Source organism: Terribacillus saccharophilus, from assembly GCF_046592895.1.
In the GTDB taxonomy this organism is placed as follows: Bacteria; Bacillota; Bacilli; order Bacillales; family Amphibacillaceae; genus Terribacillus; species Terribacillus saccharophilus_D.
Window position 1 is genome coordinate 73,288 of sequence record NZ_JAWVPU010000003.1, and the last position, 17,044, is coordinate 90,331.

19 protein-coding genes are annotated in these 17,044 nt (G+C 43.2%); 4 read left to right on the forward strand and 15 right to left on the reverse strand.

Annotated features, from left to right (window positions below; all coding sequences use genetic code 11):
• Positions 1-92: 92 nt before the first annotated feature.
• The 3 genes from SFC66_RS11265 to SFC66_RS11275 all read right to left on the reverse strand — a co-directional run bounded on the left by SFC66_RS11265 (position 93) and on the right by SFC66_RS11275 (position 2,572).
• Complete coding sequence (locus tag SFC66_RS11265; RefSeq protein ID WP_411218824.1) at positions 93-1,271, reverse strand: M20 metallopeptidase family protein; 1,179 nt, start codon at positions 1,269-1,271, stop codon at positions 93-95.
• Between the two features lie 80 nt (positions 1,272-1,351).
• Positions 1,352-1,552: a hypothetical protein gene (locus SFC66_RS11270; RefSeq protein WP_411218825.1), complete on the reverse strand. Its 201-nt coding sequence runs from the start codon at positions 1,550-1,552 to the stop codon at positions 1,352-1,354.
• 117 nt (positions 1,553-1,669) lie between these two features.
• Complete coding sequence (locus SFC66_RS11275; RefSeq protein ID WP_411218826.1) at positions 1,670-2,572, reverse strand: RluA family pseudouridine synthase; 903 nt, start codon at positions 2,570-2,572, stop codon at positions 1,670-1,672.
• A 180-nt stretch (positions 2,573-2,752) separates the two neighbouring features.
• On the opposite strand from SFC66_RS11275, the gene SFC66_RS11280 reads away from it, so the two are divergent.
• The gene (locus SFC66_RS11280) at positions 2,753-3,703 is read left to right on the forward strand and encodes a LysR family transcriptional regulator (protein WP_411218827.1); all 951 of its coding nucleotides are present in this window, start codon (positions 2,753-2,755) and stop codon (positions 3,701-3,703) included.
• Here the strand turns inward: SFC66_RS11280 and SFC66_RS11285 are convergent.
• Positions 3,692-4,879, reverse strand: a complete 1,188-nt coding sequence (locus tag SFC66_RS11285; RefSeq protein WP_411218828.1) for a GGDEF domain-containing protein — start codon at positions 4,877-4,879, stop codon at positions 3,692-3,694. The genes SFC66_RS11280 and SFC66_RS11285 overlap by 12 nt on opposite strands.
• Before the next feature lie 161 nt (positions 4,880-5,040).
• Between SFC66_RS11285 and SFC66_RS11290 the strand changes: the two genes are divergently transcribed.
• The 3 genes from SFC66_RS11290 to SFC66_RS11300 all read left to right on the forward strand — a co-directional run bounded on the left by SFC66_RS11290 (position 5,041) and on the right by SFC66_RS11300 (position 8,317).
• Positions 5,041-6,255, forward strand: a complete 1,215-nt coding sequence (locus SFC66_RS11290) for a hypothetical protein (RefSeq protein WP_411218829.1) — start codon at positions 5,041-5,043, stop codon at positions 6,253-6,255.
• 15 nt (positions 6,256-6,270) lie between these two features.
• Positions 6,271-7,620 (forward strand): M20/M25/M40 family metallo-hydrolase, encoded by a 1,350-nt coding sequence (locus SFC66_RS11295; RefSeq protein WP_411218830.1) that lies wholly within the window; start codon positions 6,271-6,273, stop codon positions 7,618-7,620.
• Between the two features lie 190 nt (positions 7,621-7,810).
• A complete protein-coding gene (locus SFC66_RS11300) occupies positions 7,811-8,317 on the forward strand; it encodes a cupin domain-containing protein (protein ID WP_411218831.1) in 507 nt (168 codons plus the stop codon).
• A 45-nt stretch (positions 8,318-8,362) separates the two neighbouring features.
• On the opposite strand, the gene SFC66_RS11305 is transcribed toward SFC66_RS11300, so the two are convergent.
• The 11 genes from SFC66_RS11305 to SFC66_RS11355 all read right to left on the reverse strand — a co-directional run bounded on the left by SFC66_RS11305 (position 8,363) and on the right by SFC66_RS11355 (position 17,044).
• On the reverse strand, positions 8,363-9,823 hold the full coding sequence (locus SFC66_RS11305) for an aldehyde dehydrogenase family protein (protein WP_411218832.1): 1,461 nt from the start codon (positions 9,821-9,823) through the stop codon (positions 8,363-8,365).
• Positions 9,824-9,837: 14 nt separating this feature from the next.
• On the reverse strand, positions 9,838-10,707 hold the full coding sequence (locus SFC66_RS11310; protein ID WP_411218833.1) for a methyl-accepting chemotaxis protein: 870 nt from the start codon (positions 10,705-10,707) through the stop codon (positions 9,838-9,840).
• Between the two features lie 243 nt (positions 10,708-10,950).
• Positions 10,951-11,145, reverse strand: a complete 195-nt coding sequence (locus SFC66_RS11315) for a hypothetical protein (RefSeq protein ID WP_411218834.1) — start codon at positions 11,143-11,145, stop codon at positions 10,951-10,953.
• Between the two features lie 326 nt (positions 11,146-11,471).
• Positions 11,472-11,654 carry a hypothetical protein gene (locus tag SFC66_RS11320; RefSeq protein ID WP_411218835.1) on the reverse strand — a complete coding sequence of 61 codons (183 nt, stop codon included), beginning with the start codon at positions 11,652-11,654 and terminating at the stop codon, positions 11,472-11,474.
• Positions 11,655-11,980: 326 nt separating this feature from the next.
• The gene (locus tag SFC66_RS11325) at positions 11,981-12,727 is read right to left on the reverse strand and encodes a class I SAM-dependent methyltransferase (RefSeq protein ID WP_411218836.1); all 747 of its coding nucleotides are present in this window, start codon (positions 12,725-12,727) and stop codon (positions 11,981-11,983) included.
• Between the two features lie 147 nt (positions 12,728-12,874).
• A complete protein-coding gene (locus tag SFC66_RS11330) occupies positions 12,875-13,288 on the reverse strand; it encodes a helix-turn-helix domain-containing protein (RefSeq protein WP_411218837.1) in 414 nt (137 codons plus the stop codon).
• Between the two features lie 180 nt (positions 13,289-13,468).
• On the reverse strand, positions 13,469-14,302 hold the full coding sequence (locus SFC66_RS11335; RefSeq protein WP_411218838.1) for a chitosanase: 834 nt from the start codon (positions 14,300-14,302) through the stop codon (positions 13,469-13,471).
• A 205-nt stretch (positions 14,303-14,507) separates the two neighbouring features.
• A complete protein-coding gene (locus SFC66_RS11340) occupies positions 14,508-15,185 on the reverse strand; it encodes a type 1 glutamine amidotransferase (RefSeq protein WP_411218839.1) in 678 nt (225 codons plus the stop codon).
• A 21-nt stretch (positions 15,186-15,206) separates the two neighbouring features.
• Complete coding sequence (locus SFC66_RS11345; protein WP_411218840.1) at positions 15,207-15,641, reverse strand: GNAT family N-acetyltransferase; 435 nt, start codon at positions 15,639-15,641, stop codon at positions 15,207-15,209.
• Positions 15,642-15,663: 22 nt separating this feature from the next.
• Entirely contained in the window at positions 15,664-16,260 is a 597-nt protein-coding gene (locus SFC66_RS11350) for a YdeI/OmpD-associated family protein (RefSeq protein WP_411218841.1), read from the reverse strand.
• Positions 16,261-16,288: 28 nt separating this feature from the next.
• Entirely contained in the window at positions 16,289-17,044 is a 756-nt protein-coding gene (locus SFC66_RS11355; protein WP_411218842.1) for an AAA family ATPase, read from the reverse strand.

The window sequence follows — 17,044 nt, forward strand, 5'->3', positions numbered from 1 at the left end:
AAAGAAGCGACATATCATTTCCAAATTGAAACTATATGCTATCTACACTTTGCTTCGTTTGCACAAAAAAAGAGGAGTTTTGTACTCCTCTTTTAGAAAACAAGCTCCTCCGCTATACCAAGAAAGTATTTCACGCCATCCTCCATCGCATCTTCCTCGATTCGAAACTTTGGATGATGGTGAGGTGCAGGAGACGGATCATCTTTTTCTTTTGCACCAACAAAAACAAAGCAGCCTGGGACACTGTTTGCAAAAGCAGCAAAGTCCTCACCGCCCATGATGGCACTGCCATGAAGCACCGCATCTTCTCCTAATTTCCGCTTGAGAGTACGCTCGCCTATTGCTGTAGCTTCTTCGTTATTGATGACAGAATCATATCCGTAAGCAACGTCCAGTTCATACGTTGCTCCGTTTGCTTCGGTGATCCCTTTCACCAAGCGTTCCACGGCAGTCATCGCATTATTCCGTACATCTTGCGTCAGTGAGCGCACAGATGCGCCGATACGCACTTCATTCGGTATGACATTCACCGCTTCCCCTGCGTGCAGCGTCGTAACAGAGATGACCAGTTCTTCTTTCGGACTTGTCATCCGGGAAACGATCGACTGCAGATTGGTAATGATTTGCGCGCTTATGACGACTGGATCCACTGTCTTATCAGGCTGCGAGGAATGTCCGCCTTGCCCCTTCACTGTTAACTCAAATTGATCGGAATTGGAGGTTGCTGGTCCAAAGATGACGCCAACCTTACCTTTTGGAAGCTGTGAAGCCACATGCAATCCAAAAACCATATCCACACCTTCGGTAACACCTGCTTCCACCATTTCCTTTGCACCGCCTGGGAATAATTCTTCTGCGTGCTGGAAGAAGAAACGAATCTCCCCGCTTAGTTCTTCCTGCTTCGTACTAAGGATTTCCGCCACTGTCAGCAGGATGGCTGTATGTGCATCGTGTCCGCAAGCATGCATCACACCATCCACTTTTGACGCGAAAGGCAGATTTGTTTCTTCTTGGATTGGCAGTGCATCCATATCCGCACGGAAACCAATCACCTTACCAGGCTTTGCTCCCTTCAGCTTTGCCATGACACTCGTCTTTGTCGGTCTGCTCAGTTCCAGATTGCCAAATGACGACAAGGTATCATATACGAATTGAGATGTTTGCACTTCCTGAAAAGATAGTTCCGGATTTTCATGCAAATGTCTTCTCCACTCAACCAAGTGCTGTTTGTTCAGTTGAGTAACAGGTATATCTTTTACTGTCACGTTCATCCGTGATCCTCCTTCAATCTATCCCAAAATTAATTTTACTTAAGTGAATTATTACATTGTATGAATTTTTTATGTCGGCTTCAAGAGACCATGGAACGAGTACAGACGCCCAGTAATTCTTCCATAATTTTCTTACCAGAAGGGCTGAAAGCATTATTAGATACACAAAAAAAGACCCTTCCTTTTTGAAAGAGTCTTTGCTCATCTTTTCCCTTTTCAATAATCAATAATAAAAGGCTGCAGTAGTTACTTAAAAGAACCAAAATGAAGCGGATTTTCATATCCGCCTCCTCAGCGAAAGCCAGCCTGTGGATATAATACACATTTGGGAGCTATTGGCAAAGAAAACACTCATTTTTTCGCAAAAAAACAGAGCAATGTCTGCTCTGCTTTTAAAATTACCTTGATTTAGATGTAAATAACTTCGGTATATCCGAAACGAATCGAAGCGGCATACCATTGACCGGATGTTTGAAATTCAGCTTGCGGGCATGCAGGCAAAGACGTTTCATCGTACGATCCTGGGCTCCGTATTTTTTATCTCCTGCAATCGGATGACCGATATCCTGCATGTGAACACGAATTTGGTTTTTCCGTCCCGTTTCAAGGCTGATTTCCATCAGTGTGAAGTTTTTGTTTCCTTGTAGCACTTGGTAATGCGTCACTGCTTTCAATCCATCATTCTCGTACTTACTGGAATACATCTTATGCGTGCTTGTTTCTTTCAGCCAAGAAGTGATGGTTCCTTCCGACTTGGAGACGTCACCTTCAACGAGTGCCACATAAGCCCGTTCCTTCGTTGTTTGCCATGATTCCTGCATGATTTTCTTGATTTTCTCTGACCTTGCGAACACCATTACACCGGATGTATCACGGTCAAGCCGGTGGACGACAAATATCTTGTTATCACTATGCTGTGCTTTAACATAATCAGATAGCTGACGATAAGCTGTATTTTCTTTTTCATTATCTGAAGCGATGGATAATACTCCAGAAGCCTTCTCGATAACGATCAGCGTATCGTCTTCATACATGATCGAAATGCCTTTCAGCTCTGGTGCTTCCGTCACCATGTCTGTTCGGATGGTCACTTCCTGGCCTGGTTTCAGCTTGTCATTGAATTGCGTGCTGACACGACCATCAATAGCGACCTGACCGCGTGCCAAAATGGATTTCACTGAATTACGGCTCTTGCCTACCACCTTCAGGAGAAAAGGCAATAATTCTTCTGCTTCGGTTACATTATATACTTTCGGCTTGGCAGGTTGAAACCCGCGGGAGCGTGGACGTTTATTTTTCATAGTTGATCCTTTCTGTACCATTCGGAATGGCGTCATTATTGCATCTCTTCATCTTAATTGTTCTTCATTGGAAATACAAGCTCTGCTCAGCTGGATAGTCGGATTTTTTAAAGTTTCCTATACAATTTGTGTCAGAAAATAGTAATATGTAACAGTAAAGAACGGCAGGAGTGACGGAACATGAATATTGACGGACTTGAATCATTTTTAGCAATAGTCTCCAATAAGAGTATTTCCAAAGCATCAAAAGCCTTACATATAACACAGCCAACATTAAGTACACGGATACGGAAACTGGAAGAAGAGCTGGGCTTCATTTTGCTGCATCGAAGCTGGGACGGCATCGAATTGACCGAAGAAGGCTATTTCTTCCTTCCTTATGCAATCGAATTGCTTGGGGATCTGCGGGATGCATCATTTGCATTGACCGGGAATAATCGAATCAGCTATCAGCTGCTCAGCAGTATCGCTGCCGGAAAAGACGAGCTGCGAATTGGCATCAATACTTGGCTGGCGCCTGTATTCAGCTCTGTCATCATTCCATATTTACGGGAAAACTTCCCGCAGACAGCTTTCAAATTCATTACGAGACCGACGAATGTCCTGAAAAAGTTATTGGAGTATAACAGCATACATTTTTCCATTCATTTTGATAATAATGCTGTTATCCCTTATGATCATGAACTGCTGCTCCAGGATGAGTTTCTTATCATTTGTCATAAGGATGATGTAGCGTTAATGGACGGCAAGTTAGCCAATGCCGCAAAGCTGGATAAAAAACTGCTTGTCTTCGAGCATGCAGCATTGACGAATAATTTGGATAAAATCAGCACTATATTAGGTCAATTGAAAGCGCAAGACTATCAAATGGTTGATGATGTGCAGAACATGTTTTCCTTTGTAGAAAACGGATATGGATACACTGTATTACCTCGTTCGATCATTTACCACATGAGTGAGCAGCGCATGGCCAATATTGCAACCGTTCCCATCGATGATTTGGAGCTCACTGCTCCGGTGACACTTGAATATCGGCAAAACAGTCTGTTCCAGGAACCTATCAGCGGATTGATAAACGAATTGCATCGGTTCATCCAGGATATGTACAAAGAGAAAGAGCTAAGCGAATGACTCGCTTGGCTCTTTTCTTTGGACCACAGTATTCCTCCCGCTGCGCTTTGCCTCGTACAGAGCCTCATCCGCTTGGCCCAGGAAGTCAGGCAGCTGCTCCCAACTCGAAATGACTGCACTGTATATTCCCATACTTACCGTCACCTTATCAGCTGCCGGTGAATAAGCGTGTTCCATATGGAGCTTTTTCACAGCCTGTCGAATTGCTTCAGCCAGCTGAACAAGTTCATCAGCTGATCGATCGAATACAGCGAGCACGAATTCTTCCCCTCCATATCGTGCCCAGCCGTCCGATGGAATCGCTGTATCCTGATAAACACTTTGTGCAATCAGCCGCAATACTTCATCACCGCGTAAATGACCGTAATGATCGTTGTAGCTTTTGAAAGCATCCACATCCAGCAGGAATACAGACAGCTTACGCTCTGCATCATCTATTAATGCCGCACGGATATACGATTGAAATCCCCTTCGATTCGGGACTCCTGTCAATTCATCCTGCATAGCCTGTTTCTTCAGCTGCTCATTCATACCTTCATTCTGCGCAATCTGCGCTTCCAAAGCTTCATTCATCTCCGTAAGCAAAAGCTTATTGTAGAAGTTTACAGCGAATCCTTTGTAAAGCAGCTGTGAAGCGAGCCAGCAAAAGAAGATAAACACAGTAAGATTCGTATAATGACCAGACAGCATATCAGCTGAAGTTTGAAAGAATGGCAAACCAACGTAAAGGAAAAGGACATTCGGAATTGCAAATAGCAAGTAATGTTTTCCATTGGCTAAGAATAATGTCGATACACACATGTAATTGACCACGAAGGCCATGACATGACCATAATGCAGCTGGTCGAACAGCGTGATCATCGTTCCCCATGTCAAGAACAAAAATACAATCATATGTACCAATAGCATCCTGTAACGGATCGATACCTGCTTTTTTCTCATCATGTATAAACTGAACAAATAGATTGCAGCGATACTGAACAGAACGACATATAATCCAACATACAAATTGATCCCCTTTGGCAGATGCATCACAATCAAAAGAGCTTCAAAGACAATGACGATCAACGCGAAAAGTTTCGTCCTTTTTATATTCTCCTCGAGGACGACTTCCTTGAGCTTTCGTTTGTTTTCCTTAGTGGCAGACGGCAGTGTAAAGGCATGGAAGATACCCATACTTCTCCTCGATTCTCCATAGAATGAGATAATTATACATAAATCGTGACATTTAGCCTAGCCGATTCAACGGTTTTCAATTGATTATTTTATTGACAATTTTCAGAATATAGTTTAGTTTTTATTAATATTCTTACATAGATACTTGGAGGAGGATGCGTATGTGGAGTGAAATAAGTAGCAACCCTGTCATGATCACCTTATTATTGATTGCCGTACTAGGTGCAGGAGAACTCATCTCCATCTGGACGAAAGCCCGCATACCGATGCTGCTGGCAGCACTGCTGCTTTATATTGCACTTCTATGGACAGGAATCATCCCAAATGGACTGATGTCCGATTCTGTCATTACAGCATTTGGTTCGCTGATTGTTGCTCCATTCATCGTCCACCTTGGTACGCTCGTCCCTTTTTCTTTGATAAAAGGACAGCTCAAACCCATCCTGATAGCGTTATTTGGTTCCCTTACTGCGGTAGCACTTGTGTTGGCAATTGTTCCGATTTTCTTCGATTATGAGACTGCCGTAGCTGGTGCTGGTCCGGTTGTCGGCGGAATCGTAGCATATCTCGTTACGAGCGAGAAATTGACCGAGTTAGGATTATCCAGCCTCGTCATCATTCCAGCACTTGTACTGAGCATCCATAAGTTATTCGGAATCCCGCTTGCTTCCTTCTTCTTGAAAAGGCATGCGCTTGTTGTTAAACAGCAAGTACAGACTCGCCTGCACAGTGGCGCGGCTTTAGAAAAAGATGAGGTCACAGAAGAACGTCCGAATAAAGTAGTCAAAGCACAAAACGAGCGTAAATTGCTTTTGCCGGAAAAATATCAAACATCCCTTATTTTCATCCTGCAGCTGTATCTGGGCAGCGGTATCGCCGTGATTCTTGATGCACTTACAGGTGTCAATTACACGATTTTCTGTCTGATCATCGGGGTGATCGGTGCTTATATCGGCTTTTATCCAGCAAAAACGATGGAAAAAGCCAATGCAACCGGGATTGCCATGATCGCTGTGATTTTCATCGTCATCTCTTCCATGGACGATGTGACACCAGCTGATTTGCTCAGCAATATTCCAGTCATCTTATTAATCTGCGTACTTGGTACAGCAGGTGTAACGATCGGAGGATTGCTTGCTTCCAAGTTTCTCGGTGTCGGTAAATATCTTGGTATGCCTGTTGCACTTACAGCACTTTTCGGTTTTCCAGCAGACTATATCCTCTGTGAGGAAATCAGTCGTGAAGTAGGAGAAACAGATGAAGAGCGAGAAGCAATCATGAATGAGATTGTCACTCCGATGCTCATGGGCGGCTTCACAACCGTGACAACTTGCTCGATTCTGATTGCCACTGTATTGATTGGTACACTCAATTAAGGAATAAAGGAGAATATGATGGACACAAATGCATTAAAAGACTATATCCAAGTAAATAAACAAGACTTCCTGGATCAGCTTTTCACCCTGCTCAGACAGCGGAGCATCAGTACGCAAAATGATGGCATCGACGAATGCGCAGCGCTTTTAAAAGACATGATGCAGGAACTAGGTATCAAGACGAATATCATTCCCACTGCCGGACATCCTGTCGTCTACGGCGAGCTCATCCATGACCCGGAAGCTTTCACATTGCTCGTTTACGGTCATTATGATGTACAGCCTCCCGAGCCTTATGACGCTTGGGATTCCCCGCCATTCGAACCCGAAATCCGCAACGGCAAAATCTATGCCCGCGGTGTCGGCGATAACAAGGGGCAGCTGATGGCACAGCTCTTTGGTGTAAAAAGCTATCAGGAGACAGTCGGCAAGCTGCCGATCAATATCAAATTCGTCTTTGAAGGAGAAGAAGAAAAAGGCAGTACGAATCTTGCGGCATTTGTGGAAAAGCACAAGGATTTGCTGAAGGCCGATTTAGTCTACACATCCGATGGGCCGTCCCATAACAGCTCTTCCCCGCTTGTTCTGCTCGGGGTACGCGGCATGTTATCCATTCAGTTCGATGCTAAAGGCGCTGATCGGGATAACCATTCCGGCAACACCGGGAATATCGTTCCCAATCCAGCCTGGAAACTGATTAATTTGATGCAGACAATGCGTGATCCTGATGGCCATGTGAAGATTGCAGGATTTTATGATGCCATTCGCCCCTTCACATCCTATGAGGAAAAGCTGCTGACGAAGCTTCCTTATGACCAGAGAACACTTGGTGAAAAGATCGGCTACCCTGATTTGTCATTGGACGGACCATCCTATTACCAGAAAATGACCGGTGAACCGACTTTCAATATCTTTGGAATGGAAAGCGGCTATACAGGTGAAGGAACCAAGACCATCATCCCTTCCACTGCCAGATTGAAAATGGATATCCGCCTTGTCGTCAATCAGGATCCGCAAGATATTTTCGAGAAGATCAAAAAGCACATTGGGATCCATGCACCAGATGTGGAAGTCACTTATCTTGGCAGCATGCGGCCATCCCGGACAGAAGCAGAGCTGCCGATCATCCAGAAAGTCGTCGGCGCTGTCGAGAAAGCATACGAAACAGATGCCCTCATCCAGCCAAGCATGGGCGGCTCCCTTCCGGATTATGTTTGGACAGGGATACTCGGATTGCCGTCCGTCATCGTTCCTTATGCGAACTTTGATCAGCACAATCATTCCCCGAATGAAAACATGGATGTGGATTATTTCTTGAATGGCATCAAGTGCACGGCTCATGTGATTCATACATTGGGCAAATAATATAAATCACAAAACAGACGATATTATTTCTCGGGAAATGATGGATAACGTCGAAAGATTGCATGGGTTCTTGCATGCTCGATAAAAAGTCAAAGCGTACAGGAAACTACTCCTGTACGCTTTTTGTAATCCTGAACCTATAATGGGTATTTGCCATACTATAAGATATATCTGCTTCAAAGGAGAAGAAATGATGTATCATAATAACCCATACTATCCTGGGCGCCAGGTCCCAGATTACGGCCGTAATCATCAGTGGCCGCAACAGAACTACCATCAGCATTCGTCTCATGATCATGGAAACTCGCCATATGTGGTCGATATTGAACAGGCTACCGAGCAAAACCAATCTTTCCGTACAGCTTTGTGGACAGGAAAACACCTCCAGCTGACTTTGATGAGCATTCGTCCTGGAGAGGATATCGGATTGGAAAGACATCCGAACGTCGATCAATTTCTGCGTATCGAATCTGGTCAAGGATTGGTACAGATGGGTGCCAGGAGAGAGAACTTATATTATCAGCAATATGTTCAGGATGATTTTGCGATTTTCGTCCCTGCTGGAACATGGCATAACGTCATCAATACTGGTTACAGACCCTTGAAGCTTTATACAATCTATGCACCGCCAGAGCATCCATTTGGTACCATCCAACAAACAAAGCAGGACGCCATGGCGGCTGAAAGGCATATTTAAGCAAAGAGACCCACAGCCTGATAAAGGCTGTGGGTCTTCTGCTCTTTAGCTGTATGGATATTGTCTGTGATCGTGCTGGATGCTGATCCATTTTGTCGTAGTGAATGCATCCAGGCTCCAGTCGCCGTTCAAGCGTCCAAGACCGGAATTCTTCACTCCGCCAAATGCAACAGTCGGCTCATCATTGATTGTGCCATCGTTGATATGGATCATTCCAGTGTCCATTTGCTTCGCAAGCTCTGCGCCACGCTCGACATCTTTCGTGTGAATGGCGCCGCTTAAACCGTAATCGCTGTTATTCGCATATGCCAGTACTTCTTCATCACTTTTCACTTTCATGATAGACACAACTGGTGCGAATAGTTCTTCGTTCGAAAGTGTCATGTCTGGTGTAACATCACCGAAGACAACCGGTTCGACCACGTTTCCTTCCACTTTACCTTTGATGAGTGGTGTCGCTCCTTCTTCGATCCCTTTTTCGATCAAAGCGACAGTTGTTTTTACTTGCTGCTGGTTGATGAGCGGTCCGATGATGGTGCTTGGATCTTTTGGATCGCCGCAAGTCAGTGTGGAAACCTTCGCTAGATATTTCTCAACGAATTCATCATACACATCTTCATGCACAATCAATCGGTTGGCAGACATACAGATTTGACCTTGGTGCGTGAAGCGGCTGAAGACAGCTGCACTGACCGCAAGCTCCATATCTGCATCTTCCAAAACGACCAACGCACTATTGCCGCCTAGCTCCAAATGCGCCTCTTTCAGGTTTTTTCCGGCTACCATTCCGATATGCTTGCCGACTTTAGTTGAACCTGTGAAGGAAACGGCACGCGGGATCGGATGCTCAACGAAATTATCACCGATTTCACTGATTTCCGTCACAATGACATTCAATAAACCTTCTGGAAGTCCTGCTTCCTCAAATAGCTTCGCAATCATTGTACCGCCAGTGATTGCAGTATGTTCATGAGGCTTCAGCACGACGCCATTTCCAGCTGCCAAAGCAGTAGCAACAGATTTCATCGATAAGAAGAATGGGAAGTTGAATGGTGAGATAACGCCAACCACACCGACGGGCACGCGATATACCCGATTTTCTTTCCCATCGATCGGGGATGGCAGGATCTGACCAGTCATGCGGAATGGGAAAGTGGATGCTTCTTTGATGATATTGGTCACAAGACCGATTTCGAATTCCGCTTTTAACCTAGTACCACCAATTTCTTCGATGATGGTTGCAACAAATGCTTCATGGTTCGCTTCAAGATAGGCCACTGCTTTTTCAAAAACAGCACGCTGTGCCACCGGATTGGTTTTGGACCATTGCTTCTGGACACGCGCAGACGCTTCGTACGCTTCATTCAGATCATCCAAATTGGCAGCTTGGTACGTTGCGATAAGTTCACCGTTATATGGATTGCGATTCTCCATTTTTACGCTGCTGTTTCCTTCGCGCCATTCTCCGTTGATGTACTGGCTGTTCAAATGCTTGAAATTTTCCATGTTGGTCACCTCTATTAGTCTTTGATTGAGATATTCTCTTTTGCTAGATTTGCTAGAGTTTGTACATTTGAGTTTATTTCTTCCATTGTCGCTGTCAACTCTTCGATGGCAGCAGATTGTGTATCGGATTCAGCATTCGCTTCTTGAATCGAATTGCTTAATTTGCTGATGACAGTCTTGATTTTTTCCGTGATCTGATGGATTTCCGTTACCTGTTCCTTGGAGCCGGATGCCATTTTACGTATTTCATCGGCAACCACACTGAAGCCGCGCCCATGTTCCCCGGCCCGTGCTGATTCTATGGCAGCATTCAGCCCCAGAAGATTGCTTTGATCTGCTATGCCTTTGACGACGTTGGATACCTCTTCAATCGTATCCACACTTTCCGTAACTTCCGATGCTTTTCTTGATATGTATGTCATACTTTCCGCAAGTCCTGATATAGACTGTGCCATATCTTGAATAGTAGCGGTTACATCGCCGATGACATCAGATAGATTCGTAGCAATCGAAGAAAGCTGATTTGCACTTTCGATGCTCAACCCAACACCGACACCACCAATGACGTTACCCGCCTCATCATGAAGCGGAATCGCTCTGGCGATGACAGCGACGCCAAACAACTCTTCCGGCACAACTGCATACTGATTTTTATTTTGACGGATTGCTGCAGTGACGATATCCCCATCCATCAATGGATCTCCAGGTGTCACATTCAAAGAAAAGGTTTTGGCAGGAAAATTGATGATCAGCTTTTCCGTATTATAGATACCGATTGTGACATCTTCATTGATCAAATCTTGCAGAAAAGGCCCTATCTTTACAAATGCGCCTAACATCGGATGCAATGCCTCTTCTGTCTGATTCTGTAATTGCGTACTCATCTACATCAAGCTCCTATAATTAAAATTAATAACTCTATTACTATATATCGATAAAATTCCATATTTGTAAAGTAGTTTGGTAATTTTGGAATATTTAATGTGATGATAGGATAAGTAATTTTATCCAGATAAATTAAGAATGATAGAGAGCCTTTGTGCCTATCACTGTCATCAACGCAGCTAAAAAACAGATACCCTTTGTAAAAATTCGCAGTAAAAAGGCCAGCTGTTATGCTGACCTTTTTACCTTTTTCTATTCTCTTTTATACGGCGCTCTTTGACAATACGCCAGTATCCAATCTGGAAAAGCACAATCCCGATTATGATAATCGCTATCCCTATGATGATGGCGAGCATATCATCAATTCGCCAGAATAAAATCAATAAAATACCGAGCACTTCCAGTAATACGCCAACTATGAGCAACCATTTGTTCATCACTTTCCCTCTCCTTTACATGAGGTCCCGAGGGTTAATGATAGCAAGAGTTTGATGATCCTGCCACTTTCCATTGATTTTGACATTCTGTTTCGAAATTCACTGCATTATGTAAACTCTTCATCTGAGATAATTATCTAGGTTGTTTTAAAATTTTTACCGTTTTCAACCCCATAAAGAAAGCCCATATACTATACATCGCAAGAATCGGCCACTCCAACCATTTTATGTGACTGATATCGACAGTCGTCATAAATAAGATGAAAGTGAGTAAAATAATTCTATCCGTCGAGTTAAAATGCTTCAATATATCCCTCCTTGCAAGTCTAGTATTCATCTTTCTCCGAAAAGCGAAACACATATGCAACCAGTGACAAAACGATTGCTGCACAAATAAGAAAATCTGGCACCCACAATATATAACCATCAAGATTTTGCCGGATTCCGATCAGATAGATCATTGCAAAGACCCAAAAACCTATTTCCTTTAACACATGGATTGCCCGCAACTTGCAACTCCTTCCGCATCTCAATAGTTTATGTACAGAAATAAATTGGAAATAGTTTCAATCTTTTCTTTTTACTTTTCAGGGCTGCTCTACGCAAACAGTTAGTGCTTTCCTATTCAACATACAGAGACGAATAATCGATAAACAGAAATTCGCTTTGGCTATCACACCGATTGACAAGACAAATCGATATTATTATGAGGATTCTGCTGAATCCACCTATTGCCAGCGCCTTTTTCCCGGCGCGATACGTGAAGAATCAAGGTATGATTGAAGAAGGTTTTTTAACAAAAGCTGATCTCCAGACTGCATCTCGCATCTGTCCATTAAGGATGGGCTGTCTTTCTCGCCTTTAAGATCAGAAAAGATGGTCGTCGCAATTCATGGGCAATACGTGGAAGCTTAGCAATCGCTGCTTCATCCGGAATTGGCTCGTTGATTTCTTCCAGGTAAAACCCATTCTGTAGAAGTCCATTGCATAGCGCTGCAAAAGATCGGTGGTAATAAACAACTCCATCCACATACCATTTTTGCTCACGTCTCCCTTGATCCTGATAGTCATCCACGGCAAAATGAAGCCGATGCCCTTCTGCATCCGTTATCCATTTATCGCTTGCCTTCCTGGCAGTTATGATTGGATGCTCACAGGAAAATAAGAGAATACCATCTTCCTTTAGGGCACTATGAATAGATCGGATAACTGCTTCATAATCAGCCACATAATGCATCACAAGCAAACTGACGACAATATCATAATTTTCCCTTGCAAACACAGCATCCTCCAATGTCGTTTGAATATATTCTATTGCGGCGTGTGCATTTCTCTTCTTTGCTTCTTGCAGCATATTCCTGGATGGATCTATCGCAGTTACACTCGCGGCCCCATTCTCCGCACAATAATATGCCAGACTTCCCATGCCACAACCAATATCCAAGACTCGCTTATCGTTCATATCCGGCAGCATGCGTTTGATTTCCGGCTGCTCTAAAAGTTCATTGTAATTCACTGGATTTTCCCGAAGAGCTCTGTAATTCTTAAAAAACACTTCATTATCATAAATATTTTGTGTCATGGAAACTACCTCCCAATCTATAATCGAATACAATTTCATTTTGGCATCAAATTAAAATAATACTAGACTTATAATTCTGATTTTTGTATCATTTAGATTGAGGCGTAAATTCTTTAACCAAAAAAAGAGATCACAGCCGTGACCTCATCAAGATTTATTATTCAGCTTTTCCCGTTCTTTTTTCATCTGTTTCTTCAGCTGCTTGAACAGCTTTTCCCGCTCTTTCTTCACTGCTTTTTTTACCGTTTGCGAGACAACCTGCTCCAGGTCCTCCATGGTAATATCCAACTTTTCCGGTTCTTCCTTTTTCTCTTTGGTTTGGTTATGACCAGTCAGCTGCTGAATGGCATCTGCAAAAGATAGCTTTTCGCCAAGCAATCTTTTTAACTCCTCAAACGTCGCTATATCTTGTTCCCTGTAAATCCGCTGCCCTTTTTCATTTCGCTCGAATGGATAATGAGCACCTTCCAAAGCAATTGCCCATCTTCTGAGCGTCGAGGTTGTCACATCCAATGAAGCAGCCAAATCTTTTGCCGTGTAATGCATATCTTGTTCGGACAAGTTCATTCCCCCTTGCTATATGTATACTGGAAACACTTTCCTAAAGTATACTATAGGAAAGGTGGAAAGCCTAGGCAGACTGTATAGCTTGATATTGAATCTTACATTGCCTCTTCCTATCCATGCCATATCGAAAGGACTGACCATTTTCACACCGACAAAATAAGAGTATAAGTATAATTACTTCCCTGCATCTTCTTCCGTCAGCTCAAACGTGTCACCATACATCACCCACGAAATAGGTAATGCAATATCATAGTTTTTTTCATCGATTAATCGTTGTTGAAAATCTATCCTTGATAGATCTTCATGCGCTTCCTCTTTTTGCATTATCTTCGTTCTAGCTTGCAGGAAAGCTGATAAATACTCAGCTTCATCTCTCTGCTGTGATGGTGCTTTGCTGGCTTTTAAGGCTTCTTTTCTTATTCCATTGAAACTGTCTGGATCCTCACCCGGTCCGTGTACGACCAGAGCATCATAGTAAATATATTGCCCTAATAAACTCAAATGATCTTTTTCTGCATACTTTACAGCAGGTGAAAGATACATCTTATCAACAATTTCATCTTGAGCTTGTATCAGTTCTTCCGTCTGCCCTGCCTTTTTCCAATCATCCTCAAAAGACGTTCCTAGACCTTCATGAGAATCAGAACCATCGACATTTTCTAAAGGATCCAGGTATTTCACCAAACTATTATTTTCTGGTTTTATCCTTTGATATTGTTTTATTACCTCAAGCAAATCACCTGTTCCAGATGTAAAACCAATAATTCCAGCGGTGTATCCTCGTCCGTCTTGGATATCTTCTATGTATGAATACTGTTGTTCATAATCAGTCGAGGAATTCTCAGCGCTTGAGACAAATGCATAAACAATATCACGATAAGGACTATCTGCTATTGTTTTTTCAGCAATGCTATTTCGGGTACTTGGATGGTCTTTCCCTTGAAAACAGAAGTAGATACATCCAATGCTAATCAATAATGAAACTAACCCTAAAATCGTTTTCTTCATACCATCACTTCTCTCTATACTTGCATAAATGGTATTATAACAAGTTTGCCGACTATAAACTTCATTTTTATAGCGTTCCATAAGTAATATTATATTGAATTACAGCAACAAAAAAATGCCAAACAGGTATGAGTGGCATTTGATCCTTATGTAGGTTTTATTACAATTTGCAGCTCTCTTTCTGTCTATTCATAATTGCTTATTATCACTTAATCTCTTTTTTAAGCAGATAATCAAGCAGCTGAAACAATACTTCTTTATTCTCAGGCGGAAGCTTTGCTGTCTTCATAGCCTGCTCACTTTGGACAAACGGGCCATCATCCAAATAATCCCTATCATGCGATATCAATTTATGCATACTTTCCTTAGTGGTCTCAAAATGAAACTGCAACCCTATACAATGATCTTTATAACTAAATCCTTGATTCCTACAGACTTCGTTTCCGAAAAGTCGGATAGCACCTTCTGGTAAGGTGAACTGTTCGCCATGCCAATGAAAGACGGTCATCTCGCTGGGGATGAAAGAAAAATGATTGCTGACAGTCTGGATTGGATGCCAGCCAACTTCCTTTTGTCTCCCCTGAAAGACAGACGCTCCTAGCGCCTTTGCAATTTGCTGGGCACCGAGGCAGATACCGAATACAGGCTTTTGATCATCAATCAGCTGTCTGATTAAGATACGCTCATCTTCTAACCATTGTTCTGGGTCATTGCTGCTCATCGGTCCTCCCAGCACGATGAGAAAATGAATATCCTTTGCCGCGGGCATGATAGCTGACTTGTACAGTTGATGCACGCGGAATGTATGTCCCCGCACTTCGCCCCAGTCGTATATAGCAGCAAGATCCTCAAATGGAACATGCTGCAACACATCGATCATCATACTGATTCCCCCTCTATAAACTCAGCTCATAATGATAAAACTGCTGATCCCGCTCATACCCTTTTCGTTTGTACAGACGCTGTGCTTTGTTATTGTCTGGTGCTGTACTGAGAGTGCTATGCTGCATGCCCCAGACTCCCTGGCAAACGTCTCGGCCATTTCAAGTAACGCTTCACCGACACCCTGCTGTCTGGCACTTTCTGATACGTAAAGGTCATTGAGGATCCAAGCGTGCTTCATACTGATCGATGAGAAAGTAGGATAAAGCTGCATGAAGCCAACATATTCATTTTCAGCTTTTGCGAGGAAAATAGCAGAATCACCTTTTTGCAACCTATCTGTTATATATGTTTCCGCTCCGTCCAAATCAGGAGCTTGCTTATAAAACTGCCGATAACTATCGAATAATGTTGCTGCTTGTTTTATATCTTGAACTGTCGCTCTTGTTATGATCATTGTTTCCCCTCTGTTAAATGCGTTATCGATCATTCAATCCTTTTCCATCAAGAATATGCTGTGTATATTTTTCAATTCTTGCCTGCCTCGTTTTTGATTGTTTCGCTTGCGAGAAATAAAGGAGATAGGCCCTTTGCCGCCCTGGTGTCAATGCTTCAAAAGCCGTTTTTAACGTAGGTGTTTCTGTGAATGCCAACTGAAGCTCTTCAGGGACGTTATATTCCGTCTCTTTTTTTAAAGCCACTTCCAAGCCAAGCATTTCGACCTCGATTGCCTCATGAATATAAGCTTTCAAGATGGTTTCCATTTCATTTATTTCCCTGACATTGGTAAAGCGGATCTGGCGTGCCGCCTGCACATTCTCCGTCTGCTGAATCAAGATGCCATCCGGATCCTTCAGCAATGCTCCTTTATGAAATAAAAGCACACAATATTCCTTGAATCCATGTATCAGGACTACGTTGCGCCCATTAAGCGTATAACAAGGATGATTCCATTTGAATTCTTCCGTCAGCTCAGACTCAAAAGCGATTTCTCTCAGCTTTTCGAATTCTTCCTTCCACTGCTTTGTTTTACTAAGATATTCATCAACCTTAGGGTGCTTTTCTTTCTTTGTCATGCTCAAGTATTCCTTTCTGATTATGAATTCATCTTTGGAACAAGTGATGCAATAATCTGCCCCGGTCCTCAAAAAACTGCTTCATGATACTGTAGTGCTGTGTCTGTTCAAGCTGCACCTCATCTATTCCTTCTGCGTCCAACTGAAAAATCTTCGCATCAGGATAGGCCATCAGCAGCGGCGCATGTGTGGAGATGATGAACTGTGATCCTTGCTCCACAAGCTCGTCGATTCGCGCAAGCATCGACAGCTGGCGGATCGGCGATAAAGCAGCTTCCGGCTCATCAAGTATGTACAGGCCTTTGCCGCCGAAGCGCTCCATGAATGCGGCGAAAAAGGCTTCTCCATGGGATTGTTCATGCAGAGATTTCCCACCATAGGAATCAATGATCCTTCTGCCCCCGCCACCTCGATCCAGCTCCTCGATATACGTCGCTACATTGTAGAAAGTCTCGGCACGAAAGAAATAACCATCTTTTGGACGATTTCCGCTGCGTACAATCCTTACTAGCTCATGCAGCTCCGAATGCGATTCATAACTGGAAAATGTGAAGTTCTTCGACCCGCCTTCCGGGTTAAATCCGAGTGCGACGGCGAGTGCTTCAAGCAATGTCGATTTGCCCATTCCATTTTCACCGATGATATACGTGACGTTGGGATGAAAAGAAAGTTCGCCTAAGTTTTGAATGACTGGCAGTGTATAAGGGAATTGATTAGGAAGAGATGCAGCTTCTTCCTTCAGACTCATTTGCCTCACATATTGATCTGTTACAGTTAGTTTCAC

Bases quoted from the DNA above. Each gene is read 5' to 3' on its own strand.
- SFC66_RS11265 (WP_411218824.1), bottom strand. From the start codon at position 1,271: ATGAACGTGACAGTAAAAGATATACCTGTTACTCAACTGAACAAACAG.
- SFC66_RS11270 (WP_411218825.1), bottom strand. From the start codon at position 1,552: ATGAAAATCCGCTTCATTTTGGTTCTTTTAAGTAACTACTGCAGCCTT.
- SFC66_RS11275 (WP_411218826.1), bottom strand. From the start codon at position 2,572: ATGAAAAATAAACGTCCACGCTCCCGCGGGTTTCAACCTGCCAAGCCG.
- SFC66_RS11280 (WP_411218827.1), top strand. From the start codon at position 2,753: ATGAATATTGACGGACTTGAATCATTTTTAGCAATAGTCTCCAATAAG.
- SFC66_RS11285 (WP_411218828.1), bottom strand. From the start codon at position 4,879: ATGGGTATCTTCCATGCCTTTACACTGCCGTCTGCCACTAAGGAAAAC.
- SFC66_RS11290 (WP_411218829.1), top strand. From the start codon at position 5,041: ATGTGGAGTGAAATAAGTAGCAACCCTGTCATGATCACCTTATTATTG.
- SFC66_RS11295 (WP_411218830.1), top strand. From the start codon at position 6,271: ATGATGGACACAAATGCATTAAAAGACTATATCCAAGTAAATAAACAA.
- SFC66_RS11300 (WP_411218831.1), top strand. From the start codon at position 7,811: ATGATGTATCATAATAACCCATACTATCCTGGGCGCCAGGTCCCAGAT.
- SFC66_RS11305 (WP_411218832.1), bottom strand. From the start codon at position 9,823: ATGGAAAATTTCAAGCATTTGAACAGCCAGTACATCAACGGAGAATGG.
- SFC66_RS11310 (WP_411218833.1), bottom strand. From the start codon at position 10,707: ATGAGTACGCAATTACAGAATCAGACAGAAGAGGCATTGCATCCGATG.
- SFC66_RS11315 (WP_411218834.1), bottom strand. From the start codon at position 11,145: ATGAACAAATGGTTGCTCATAGTTGGCGTATTACTGGAAGTGCTCGGT.
- SFC66_RS11325 (WP_411218836.1), bottom strand. From the start codon at position 12,727: ATGACACAAAATATTTATGATAATGAAGTGTTTTTTAAGAATTACAGA.
- SFC66_RS11335 (WP_411218838.1), bottom strand. From the start codon at position 14,302: ATGAAGAAAACGATTTTAGGGTTAGTTTCATTATTGATTAGCATTGGA.
- SFC66_RS11340 (WP_411218839.1), bottom strand. From the start codon at position 15,185: ATGATGATCGATGTGTTGCAGCATGTTCCATTTGAGGATCTTGCTGCT.
- SFC66_RS11345 (WP_411218840.1), bottom strand. From the start codon at position 15,641: ATGATCATAACAAGAGCGACAGTTCAAGATATAAAACAAGCAGCAACA.
- SFC66_RS11350 (WP_411218841.1), bottom strand. From the start codon at position 16,260: ATGACAAAGAAAGAAAAGCACCCTAAGGTTGATGAATATCTTAGTAAA.